Below are 10,565 nucleotides of genomic sequence, written 5' to 3'. Positions count from 1 at the left end.
GGTCCTCCCAATGCAGATGAAGCGGTGAGCACCCCTAAAACATCTGCACCGAACGCCATCCGATAGAATAACGAAAGACTTAGCAACAGAATCACTTGCCCATTCATCGCATCGCTGAGCCGTGACAGAAAAGCCCCTATAAGATATCTTGCCATTCTGTAACGCATTATTTTAAATATCATGTTACAGATGATATACTAAGTTTATGAGTTCGAGCAATGTAAACCAATGGCCCCTGGGGTCGGCAATTCACGCGGCCCAACGAGCCGTCGCCCTCATAACCGTGTTGGTCGTCGAATCGCACGATGACGAGACCGCCCGTGTGCTGACAGCTAGTCTCTTACGAGAATATGGGGAACCCCAGCCAGACCTAAATTCCACCGACATTAGGGAGTTGCGGCACGGAGCGCAGGACATCTATGCCATATTTCGGTGTCCTGATATGGGGTCAACGGTGGAGCATATTAATGCCTTACTTGCCCGCTACGCCACCTCGCCACGCTTAACGTCCCATGACAATTCACCGTGGCATCTCCATGTAGACGCGACGGACAATGCTCCGTGGCGCACCTGGTTTGTCAGCTCATCTGCCATGGCACTCGCGATTCTAGCGAGCGAAAAACAACGCCCCCCGGGGGGAATATGTGCGTCCCCATCGTGCGAGCGCCCGTTTATCAATTTAGGACAAGGCGGCGGTCGTCGATACTGCTCTTCTCGTTGTTCAACCCGCGAGCGCGTCGCGTCGCATCGACGCAAGCCACAATAACCGTGGCTGACATGTTCTCCTCTGAAGGCACCATGCTAATGGAATATCTACCTCATGGGTTAATCGGCTTGAGAGACCACTCCTCGCGGATATCGGTGAAATTCTGAACCGCGTGGGACCCAAAAACTTTCCTCTATGACAATCCGTTCCATACCTTCCATGATCCCGGCAAATAGGACTGGTCCATACATCGTCATCAAGGGCCAGTGGCCCTATTCCCACTACTTCGCTCGCCCATCCACTAAATCCCCCCAAAAATTTTCGAGGGACCATCCGTCCGTCCCAGACCGGCTGGGGAGCAAAAAATTCAGGACCATTCGCCCGTTTTCCAGCCACAGCCTCTAAAGATATGCTAAGTGCAACAAATCTAATTCGAGAAAGAGTGATTCTGATGACCCATCCCACCCACTATCTTCGTTCTACCAGCCAGACGCCAGATATTCAAATTTTGAATCCGGATCATCGTAGCCTCGACTTGCTTCGGCTGTCGATGGTATTCTTTGCCTTAGTGGATGTCGCCGCGCATCTCTATGCGAGTCCCGGATCTACCCCGATTGTGTCCTATTGGATTGACGTAGAAACCGCCACCTATGGTCTCATCGCAGTGGTCTACCTTTTGGGACTGCGCCGCTACTACCTCTTACCCATCCTATTCACACTCTATAACATGAGTATGTACTTCCTCTCGGGCGTTACCTCATTACCGTTCGGCATCGCCCCTAAACCTCTCGTCGGCCACATCCAGTTTGCTTTGTACTCATTTGGCCGCGGCATGTCTCTTCTCGCCTGGATCTATCTCCTGGTGATGGGTATCATCATGTTAAAGAAGGACCCCGGATCGAAATTAAACCAATTGCTCAATTAGCCCCCCTAGAGTTCTGCTCTTCAGGAGTCTTTAGAGCCAAAGTCCAGTGTCTTCGCGACCAAAAGCACCTGGGTCCACAAGACACTGAACCTTGGGTTTCCCCATACCCGCACGCAACAGCATCATGTTGCCCGTCCAGCATCATTCCCACGTTTGCGGCAGCGTAGCCAAATGCTGCAACCAATCTAGAGCACCTCCCCAGCAAAAGGTTGGGATACCATGGGGCTCCGACCGCATCGTTTGCCATTTGGACTCTTTCCCTGCTGTCAGTGCTTCATCATCTCCACACTCCCGAATCCTCAGCGAGTTGACTCCTCTACATGCGCATAAAAATTGTCTACCGAGATTCGTTGATGGCCCGTGCCACTAAAGTATGCGGAGGAGGGTTTGAGCCACGACTCTGCGACCCAGCCGGCCGTTCGGTTACAAAGCGTCCGCGACGACATCATATTGGATTATCGGAAGAAGATAGCGATGCCTGTATTCTATCTCCCCGAAATTGTCATCGTTTGTGACAGAGCCCTAAATGATCGGTGCCACGTCACGGGCACGTAACTTCTTTAGGGAAAGCTCTGGTCGAGCGAGCCAAGGGACAGCCCACTTTTGCAACTGATCCTGAAGTACTTGAAAAAGGAAGCGCTCTATCTAAAAAGTGGTCTCCACTGTCCCGAACCCAACGCAGCCGGAACATATCACCAATGAGGTGAAAACATGGCAAACAACTTCGTCCCCATCGTGCTCGAACCGACCTCCCACGGCGAACGTTCCTTCGACATCTTCTCGCGCCTGCTTCGGGAGCGCATCATCTTTCTTACCGGGCCTATTGACGATAATATGGCTAGTTTAGTGGTAGCCCAATTGCTATTTCTTGAAAGCGAGCATCCGACCCTGCCGGTCCATCTTTATATTGATTCGCCCGGCGGATCAACCACGGCCGGCATATCAATCTACGACACGATGCAGTACATCAGTCCACCTATCCATACCGTAACCACCGGGCTGGCTGCCAGCATGGCGGCTCTTCTACTGGCCGGAGGGCAGCCAAGTCATCGCTACGCCCTGGCACATAGCCGCATCATGATCCACGAGCCAGCGATTGGTGGAGGACTAGGAGGCAAGGTGACCGACCTCAAGATTACGCTCGACGAGCTAGCAGTGACCAAAGAAGTCCTGATACACTTATTAGCAAAGCATACGGGGCAACCAGTAGAGCGGGTCGCGGCCGATGTGGGACGCGATTGTTGGCTCAGCGCTGAAGCGTCGCAAGCGTATGGTCTAATCGATCAAATTAGCAAGCCCCGCAAGGAAAGATAGCCGAAAGGAGCGACATCATGGAATCCGCATTATTATACGGCAGTAAAGACATTTCTCCGCTATTGCGCACCATTCAAGTTGCGATTCACGAGACGCCTCCAGTGTCTCTCATCGTCTGGCAAGATATGCTGTTGCCAGAGCTGAGGCGCGGTCGTATTGACATTCAAGAGGCGTATATCGCCAATTTTTGGCCAATGGTCTCGCAGGAAGCCAGGCGTTACGCCCGATCAGGCGGAGACCTGGATGACTTAATGGGAGAGGGCGCATTGGCGCTGTGGGAAGCGGTCTTCGGCTATGGACCACGCCGTCATCGCACCACTTTTACTGCTTACGTCAAAAATCATATCCATCAACGCATCCGCCGTGCTTATCGGCGCGAACAAGGATATCATCACGGTTCTAAAATTGTACCGCTGTCTGACCACCAGGGAGGACAGGTGGATGACACGATGGACGCGACCGAATGGGCCATCGACCTCGCCCAAGCACTCAGCGAGTTGCCAACGCGGGATCGCGAGATTCTCCAAATCCGCCAATTACCGGCCTCAAATCACCCCGATTACGAAACCACTCGCAAACGACGTCAGCGAGCTCGGCTGCGTCTCCGAGAGCAACTGACGGAACGAGGGGGGCTGCCCCAGTGAAAATTCTGGTGTTAGGTGGTACCCATTTTCTTGGCCGTCATTTGGTGGAGGCTGCGCTTCTACACCACCATGACCTGACGCTATTCAACCGCGGAAAAACCGATCCGGGAGCTTTCCCGAATGTGAAGCAAATTCACGGTGACCGCGCCGAAGACATAGTGCTTCTTTTGGGCCACCAGTGGGATGCGGTCATTGACACCAGCGGCTATCTCCCCCGGGTGGTGCGACAATCCGTTGAGCAGCTCGCTCCCTACGTGTCCCGCTACCTCTTTGTCTCCAGCATTTCCGTGTATCGTGACTTCCACCAAGTTCAGATGACGGAGGATTCGCCCGTCGACCGGTTGAAAAATCCAGACGACGAAGACATTTTTCAGTCCTACGGTCCCCTAAAGGCTCTCTGTGAAGAGGAAGTGCGTCAAGGGTTTGGCCAACGGGCGCTCATCGTCCGGCCAGGACTCATCGTAGGGCCTCATGACCCAACCGACAGATTCACCTACTGGGTGCGACGGTTTGCCAGCGGGCAAGCTGTTGTGGTGCCGCGACCGGATGATCGGCCCGTCCAATTTATCGACGCACGAGACCTTGCGGCGTGGATGCTGCAGCTGTTAGAGCGGTCCGCATCCGGCACCTTCCAGGCCACCGGCCCCATAGAGCCGCTCACGATGGGCGCGTTAATCGCCGCCTTTCGCGAAGCGCTACCCGACGCCGGCAAGCCTGTGTGGATACCGGAGCCCTTTCTTCGCGAACACCATATTGCGGAATGGACCGACCTCCCCTTGTGGATCTCTGAACGGATGGGCTGGCCCGGGTTTCTCGCAGTCAATATCGACCGGGCTCGCGACGCCGGCCTGAGTCTTCGCCCGGTAACGGAAACAATCCATGACACGTGGCAATGGGATCAATCCCGTGGCGCACCTCACCTAACCGCTGGCCTAGATGACGAGCGGCATAACGCGCTTCTCGCCGCTTGGCGCCAGAAAGGAGGATGACGGCCCTCTTTGACACTCACTGCGGGGGTTCGCGCAGCCGACCGAGGTTCTCGATAATCTTACTAACGCCTAGCAACCTGCCCTCTCCCACGGGACCAAAAGTTTCGAAACGCTCGAAGACGCTAACCTCTAAGAGCATCATATGCATGATTTGACAAGCCTCAAGGCGTCCTAACCGCTCGAACCCTCATCATCGAAAAGTGGCGTTCGCCTCAGGCGTTGCATAGGCACAAAGAGCCGTCCCATCCCAAGCCGATTAAGCTAGGGAATTCCCAACAATGGACTGCAATGTGATTCGACTTAAAGACGACGCCGAGACGAGCGGACCTCGCCAGGTCTCCATTCGCCAACCGCCATTAATTAACGCTATCCTGCATAAATTGGAGCCGAGATGACGAAGATTTGGCTATACTGGCTCATGTAGAGCGCATGCTGAAGCTGTCATGCATGGCGGCTAGCCGTCATGCAATGCGCATGTGCTGTTTGCAAAATCCGCAATGTAAACCACCATTGTCATGAGAGGACATCAGAAATATCAAGGAGAGCGATCCTATGGCGGAACTGATAAGAGATGGCGACACATTGGTTCTAAAACTAACGACGATAGAAAAGGCCGAAGGGGTGCATGGCGATATCCGGGTCCCGGTATCCGCTGTGCAACACATCACGGTTCTGGACGATGTCATCCATGCCGTGCATGGAATCAAAATGCCCGGATCGCGCCTTCCCGGGGTATTTGCCATGGGTACCTTTATGTCAGGATCGGAGACCATATTTGCCATCGTGCACCATCAGACCAAACGCGGTATCAAAGTGACCCTCACCGGCGAGCATTATGATGCACTGATCATCGGAACCGACAGTCCCGAAAAGGTGATTGCCGCACTGCATATCTCATGACAGATAGGGATAATGCACCAGAATTTCCGAGGTATGACGGGTTATCATGACCGTCTGTTCTCACACGTATCGGTGATATTCATGATGACGTCAAACGACCCCGGGGGACGGTGCCGGTATTTAGAATCATCGACCTAGCGCTGCAAGACTTATGAAATGGATAAAGGCGGACGCTTACCACCATCCGCCTTTATCCCGGCCTTTTCTTACACCCCGACAGGAGCGTCCTCTTCATAGATGCCCAAGTGATGTCCTTTGTCCGCATCCAAGTTGCGCGTGGCTCTCACAGCGTAGAGAATCGCCGGAATCGTGACAACCGCCCAGAACACGCCTGCCCATGCCAGAGGAAATACAAATGGCAATAGCGATTCATAAAGGACAAACCAGAATAGCCCCATGGCCAATACGGGAAGGGCGAGGTGAAACAAGACCTGACCCAGGTTGCGTTCACCGTGCGAAATGCGCATAAGAGAGATGTTCATTAACGTATGCGCGCTGACGAGCCCGAACAGGACAGCGGTGGTCAAGACATTAAAGGCTTGAACCGGTCCCAACCAAAAACCGAATCCGAGAGCAATGAATAGGGCAACCACGGCCAGAAATGTCACGCTGTTAATGGGCGCACGGCGACCATTGACGTGCGCAAAGCTGGTCTGCAACAGCTTGTCACGCCCCACCGCATAGAGAACCCGGGCCGAACTCGTCAACAACGCAAGATCGTCCATCAGTGCACTATTGATGGCCAAGGTCACCAACGCAATGGCGCCAACGGGTCCGAAATAGTGCAGATAGACCGTGACACCCGGGGCATTAGCGCTCGCAAAGGCGCCCATATTGGCCTGGCCCCAACCCACTGTGAGTGCATACGCTGCCAATGTTAAGGCAGCGCCCACTAAAGTGAGAGAAACAATCGCGGCCTTACCGATCACCCGCCCCTTTTGTGTTTGAATACCCTTCGCTTTGCTTTCTTCCCCCAAGGGAGCATGACTGCCGACACCAATAAAACTGGTAATGGCAAAGATCATGCCCATGGCCACTCCCTTGACGCCAACAGAAGCCATATCGAACGGGTGTAATGGTTGAATGATATGCGTACGGCCAATGATGATCATGGAGGTCACGATAAGAAAGGCAATTTCAATACCGCTAGTCACGACCAATGTTTTCACCGTCGGGCGAATACCTAATACGGTGAGCAACCATGGCACGCCAATGAAGAAAGCGATACCGATGATCCAAAACCAACTAGGAAGGTTAATCCCGACCATATGCGCCAAACCCGGCAAAAAGACTCCAGCCACATAGACTGGCACACCGGCGACGCTCACCACCTGATAGAAAATCACCATGATAGCCGTGATGAGGGCGGCTGTAGGACCAAGTCCCGAGGACACATAGGCATAATATCCGCCCGCAGAGTTACGATGCTTAGATAAGTGGTAAATCGTATTCACTTCGATGAACATTAACGCAAAAGCTAAGAGATAGGATAAGGGAAGCGCGACGAGTGCAAACGCCGCCCCCGCAGTCATGAAGGCTACCACATCACAAGTCGGAGCCATACCGGCTAAGCTTTGGCTCACCAACCCAAAGAAGCTCACAACATTAGGTTCGAGACGACCATCACTCGGTCTCTTTTCCATCGCCGATGCCATTTTTCGATCCTCCTTAAACACCAATTTTATGCATATGCAACTTTATTGCATTTGATAATAAATTATCATGGCCATAGCATTCCGTCAATAGCGTTCCACGATCTCTCTCTGATAGATTTTCACAAGATTTAAAGATCATTGGGAAAAGTCCTCATCGCGCCTACTTCTCGTCTCGCAAAACGGTCGCAGAGCCCGGCCATATGTTATCTCTGACCGCCCACTTTCCCGATGCCCTCATCCCTTGCACTTCTTTTCCCTGCTTGCACCTATTGACACCCTGCTTGAGCGGGCGTATTGTACTTTTCAACTATATATTGCATGAACTCTTATCTAGACAGGTAGAGGGATCGGCCCGATGACACCTGGGCAACCGGTTCTCCCTTGGGGAGAATGCGGTGCCAATTCCGACGGTAGATGTATGGTACCGACAGATGAGAGAGCGCCTTTTATTGTCGGCCTCTTTCGTCTTTGATGAAAGGAGCCGTTTTTGTTGGAGTATATTACAGCCACCTATAGAGTGCCCTGGACGACCAGTATTGCTGAAAAAGCGGACGCCATCGCGGTTGGTATGACCGTAGGGTCTTGGACCGATCTCCCCGCCACCCGGCAACCCCATCTGAGCCAATATCTCGGCGAGGTGGGTGCTATTACCCGCGAAGGAACTGTCGGCTTCTTTGAAATTCGTTATCCCGTTGTCAACGTGCGCCCCTCCATCGCATCCCTCTTAACCGTCGTCTTTGGCAAATTGTCGCTCGACGGCCTAATTCAACTTTACCGACTCGATCTCCCCAGGAGTTATCAACGTGCGTTCCCTGGCCCGACCTACGGAATTCCCGGATTGCGCGCATACCTCAATGTCCCTCAGCGGCCCTTGGTGATGTCCATTTTCAAAAGCGAAAACGGGCGATCACTCAAAGAATTTCAGTCGGCGTTTCAGGAACAGATTGACGGTGGTGTGGATTTAGTGAAAGATGATGAGATCTATATGGCCGATGGCGATGCTCCCCTCCTTGATCGCATTCGCCTGGCCCATGATCTCCTCGCAGAACGTGAAGAACGCACAGGCAAGAAGGGGCTTTATGCGGTCAATCTGAGCGGCACTCCCCGGCAAATTATGGAGGATGCTCGCCGGGCCGTAAACGCGGGTGCCAGCGCATTTCTTATCTCGGCATATACGTTGGGTCTCGATGTTCTGAGCGACCTCAAACAGGAAGGTATTCGCGTACCGCTCATTGTACATCCCGCCTTTTCCGGCGGACAAATTGGCAATCCAAATATCGGTATTCATCCGGCCATTCTCCTAGGACTCTTGCCCCGGCTGGCCGGTGCCGACATCGTCCTCTATCCATCGCCCTACGGAAGCGTCGCCATGCCGAAAGAAAACGCCATATCGGTGGCGGATGCGCTGCGACGTGATGGAGAATTTCCCGCGGTCTTACCCGGACCTTCCGCGGGGATCCATGTAGGGATCTTAGCGGACCTATTTCGCGACTTTGGTGCAGACATTGTGATTAATGCCGGAGGAGCCATTCATGGTCACCCCAGTGGCACCACCGTAGGTGCCCAAATTTTAGTGGATGCTGCAGAACGCTATCCCGAGGTGGTTCTCTCATGAGTATTCCGTTTGTGGTGGTATCAGACTTTGATGGGACGATTACCCAAAAAGACTTGGTGGTAGCGCTCACTACCCATGTCGCACCAAAAAATCAACAACTCATCACCGCCATTCAACGTCGTGACGTCTCATTGCGCACTGGACTGGCCGAACTGTTCTCCACCCTCCCGAGTGACGGGAAGCGTGAATACGAAAGCTACTTACACGATACTGCACGCATCCGCCCCGGTTATTATCAATTCGAGAAGGTGCTTAAGGCCGCGAGCATCCCCTTTTACATTGTCTCTAACGGTCTCGATTTCATGTTAGATGCGGTTCTCCTTGACAGCACGACGGAGCGCATCGTCAATCACGCCAATTTTGATACCGATCGCATCACCATTGAGTGGCAATATCCGTGCCTACCCCCCTGCCCAGGAGGATGTGGGCTATGCAAATATCAGGTGGTCGATGAATTGCGTCAGCAGTATGGGGTCCCCATTGTCTTCATCGGCGACGGCGTTACAGACTACAATGGCGCTCGCCACGCCGATCGAGTGTTTTCCCGAGGTCAATTGTCGAATTATCTGCATCAAGAAAATGTCCCGTATACTCCATTTGAAACATTTGATGACATTTTGGAGTCTTTGTTTGTGGTCCATTCGGAAGGAGCGCGCACATGAGTACCTCATTGGAATCAGAAATCCGATCGCAATTAATCCATATCGGTCATATCCTCGCGCAGCGTGGGTGGCTTCGTGCGACCTCTGGCAATCTATCAATCTATGATCGCCTACAACAAAAACTCTATATTACCCGTAGTGGAGTCGACAAAGGTCGATTAGAAGAAAAGGACATTCTCACGTTAGATGATGCGGGAAGAATCCTCGAAGGCGAAGGGAAACCGTCGTTTGAAACCTTGGTGCACCAGACCATCTATCAGCACACCGAGGCAGGCGCCTCCTTGCACGTCCACACCGTGCATAATAATGTGGTGAGCAAATATGCCCATGACCACTATCTTCATTTTTCTCACCACGAAATGATTAAGGCGCTCGGCTATTGGGATGAAGACGCGTGCCTCGATCTTCCGGTGGTGCCCAATCACGCCCATATTCCTGCTCTCAAAGCGGCGGTGGAAAGTGCCCTGAATCCCGCCGTACCCGGAATCTTAGTGCGAAACCACGGAATTTATGCGTTTGGAGAGAGTCTTGACGCGGCCCTACGCCATCTCGAAGCGTTTGAGTTCCTATTCGAGTGGTATCTTTTAGACCAGTTAAGCGAAACCGCCGTCCCCATTTTATAAAAAGGAGTGTTTTTCCATGCCAGAAGTTCTGGAACACCAAACCCAGCGAATTATTCCCCAAGATCAGGTCAAAGCCTACCTCAACGATCACGACGTGCACTACGAATACTGGCCCGTCGATGCCCTGCCTCTCTCATTGAGAGAGCGCAAGACGCTTTCTGATGAGGATAAAAGCAGCATCTTAGAGGTGTTCCATGACCAACTGGCTCGGATTTCTGCCGAACGAGGCTACATTTCCCATGATGTGATTGTCCTCAACGGTGAAGGCACACCGAACCTCGAAGAGCTGCTCAGAAACTTTGAGCGCACGCATCATCACACCGAAGATGAGGTACGATTCATCGTCGATGGCGAAGGTATCTTCACGCTCACGCGTGGCGGGGACACCTTTAGTATTACCGTCCGAGCAGGAGACCTCATCTCCGTACCCACCGGGACAGAACACTATTTTACTCTCACCTCCACACGCGATGTGAAGGCGATCCGGCTTTTCCAAAGCGCCGACGGGTGGGTGGCCATTTATGCAGAGGAT

The 10,565-nt window shown here is 52.9% G+C and carries 11 protein-coding genes and 1 riboswitch; of the genes, 10 read left to right on the top strand and 1 reads right to left on the bottom strand.

The features are described 5' to 3' along the window. The first annotated feature begins 205 nt into the window (after nt 1-205). From ACOJWD_RS01260 to ACOJWD_RS01235, 6 genes are all read left to right on the top strand, one after another. Nucleotides 206-766 carry a CGNR zinc finger domain-containing protein gene (locus ACOJWD_RS01260; protein WP_486991407.1) on the top strand — a complete coding sequence of 187 codons (561 nt, stop codon included), beginning with the start codon at nt 206-208 and terminating at the stop codon, nt 764-766. A 391-nt stretch (nt 767-1,157) separates the two neighbouring features. Beyond that, nucleotides 1,158-1,631 carry a hypothetical protein gene (locus ACOJWD_RS01255; RefSeq protein ID WP_486991406.1) on the top strand — a complete coding sequence of 158 codons (474 nt, stop codon included), beginning with the start codon at nt 1,158-1,160 and terminating at the stop codon, nt 1,629-1,631. 711 nt (nt 1,632-2,342) lie between these two features. Then, entirely contained in the window at nt 2,343-2,945 is a 603-nt protein-coding gene (locus tag ACOJWD_RS01250; RefSeq protein ID WP_486991405.1) for an ATP-dependent Clp protease proteolytic subunit, read from the top strand. 17 nt (nt 2,946-2,962) lie between these two features. Next, complete coding sequence (locus tag ACOJWD_RS01245; RefSeq protein WP_486991404.1) at nt 2,963-3,589, top strand: sigma-70 family RNA polymerase sigma factor; 627 nt, start codon at nt 2,963-2,965, stop codon at nt 3,587-3,589. Next, complete coding sequence (locus ACOJWD_RS01240; protein WP_486991403.1) at nt 3,586-4,578, top strand: NAD-dependent epimerase/dehydratase family protein; 993 nt, start codon at nt 3,586-3,588, stop codon at nt 4,576-4,578. The genes ACOJWD_RS01245 and ACOJWD_RS01240 overlap by 4 nt, the downstream gene beginning before the upstream one ends. A gap of 552 nt (nt 4,579-5,130) precedes the next feature. Beyond that, nucleotides 5,131-5,478 (top strand): hypothetical protein, encoded by a 348-nt coding sequence (locus ACOJWD_RS01235; RefSeq protein ID WP_486991402.1) that lies wholly within the window; start codon nt 5,131-5,133, stop codon nt 5,476-5,478. A 206-nt stretch (nt 5,479-5,684) separates the two neighbouring features. On the opposite strand, the gene ACOJWD_RS01230 is transcribed toward ACOJWD_RS01235, so the two are convergent. Beyond that, nucleotides 5,685-7,133 carry an APC family permease gene (locus tag ACOJWD_RS01230; RefSeq protein WP_486991401.1) on the bottom strand — a complete coding sequence of 483 codons (1,449 nt, stop codon included), beginning with the start codon at nt 7,131-7,133 and terminating at the stop codon, nt 5,685-5,687. 323 nt (nt 7,134-7,456) lie between these two features. Further along, a riboswitch (SAM riboswitch) is annotated at nt 7,457-7,571 on the top strand. A 52-nt stretch (nt 7,572-7,623) separates the two neighbouring features. Here ACOJWD_RS01230 and ACOJWD_RS01225 point away from each other — a divergent pair. From ACOJWD_RS01225 to ACOJWD_RS01210, 4 genes are all read left to right on the top strand, one after another. Further along, a complete protein-coding gene (locus ACOJWD_RS01225; protein ID WP_486991400.1) occupies nt 7,624-8,748 on the top strand; it encodes a 2,3-diketo-5-methylthiopentyl-1-phosphate enolase in 1,125 nt (374 codons plus the stop codon). Further along, nucleotides 8,745-9,410, top strand: a complete 666-nt coding sequence (locus tag ACOJWD_RS01220) for an MtnX-like HAD-IB family phosphatase (protein WP_486991399.1) — start codon at nt 8,745-8,747, stop codon at nt 9,408-9,410. The genes ACOJWD_RS01225 and ACOJWD_RS01220 overlap by 4 nt, the downstream gene beginning before the upstream one ends. Continuing rightward, nucleotides 9,407-10,033 carry a methylthioribulose 1-phosphate dehydratase gene (gene mtnB / locus ACOJWD_RS01215; RefSeq protein WP_486991398.1) on the top strand — a complete coding sequence of 209 codons (627 nt, stop codon included), beginning with the start codon at nt 9,407-9,409 and terminating at the stop codon, nt 10,031-10,033. The genes ACOJWD_RS01220 and mtnB overlap by 4 nt, the downstream gene beginning before the upstream one ends. Before the next feature lie 16 nt (nt 10,034-10,049). Beyond that, the coding region (locus ACOJWD_RS01210) for a cupin domain-containing protein (protein ID WP_486991397.1) at nt 10,050-10,565 on the top strand (516 nt) is incomplete at its 3' end.

Source organism: Sulfobacillus sp. TH-112 (genome assembly GCF_057473405.1).
This window is presented reverse-complemented; position numbering and strand designations above follow the sequence as displayed.

Coding starts and splice junctions, on each gene's coding strand:
- ACOJWD_RS01260 (WP_486991407.1), top strand. CDS start 206: ATGAGTTCGAGCAATGTAAACCAATGGCCCCTGGGGTCGGCAATTCAC.
- ACOJWD_RS01230 (WP_486991401.1), bottom strand. CDS start 7,133: ATGGCATCGGCGATGGAAAAGAGACCGAGTGATGGTCGTCTCGAACCT.
- mtnB (WP_486991398.1), top strand. CDS start 9,407: ATGAGTACCTCATTGGAATCAGAAATCCGATCGCAATTAATCCATATC.
- ACOJWD_RS01250 (WP_486991405.1), top strand. CDS start 2,343: ATGGCAAACAACTTCGTCCCCATCGTGCTCGAACCGACCTCCCACGGC.
- ACOJWD_RS01235 (WP_486991402.1), top strand. CDS start 5,131: ATGGCGGAACTGATAAGAGATGGCGACACATTGGTTCTAAAACTAACG.
- ACOJWD_RS01245 (WP_486991404.1), top strand. CDS start 2,963: ATGGAATCCGCATTATTATACGGCAGTAAAGACATTTCTCCGCTATTG.
- ACOJWD_RS01255 (WP_486991406.1), top strand. CDS start 1,158: ATGACCCATCCCACCCACTATCTTCGTTCTACCAGCCAGACGCCAGAT.
- ACOJWD_RS01220 (WP_486991399.1), top strand. CDS start 8,745: ATGAGTATTCCGTTTGTGGTGGTATCAGACTTTGATGGGACGATTACC.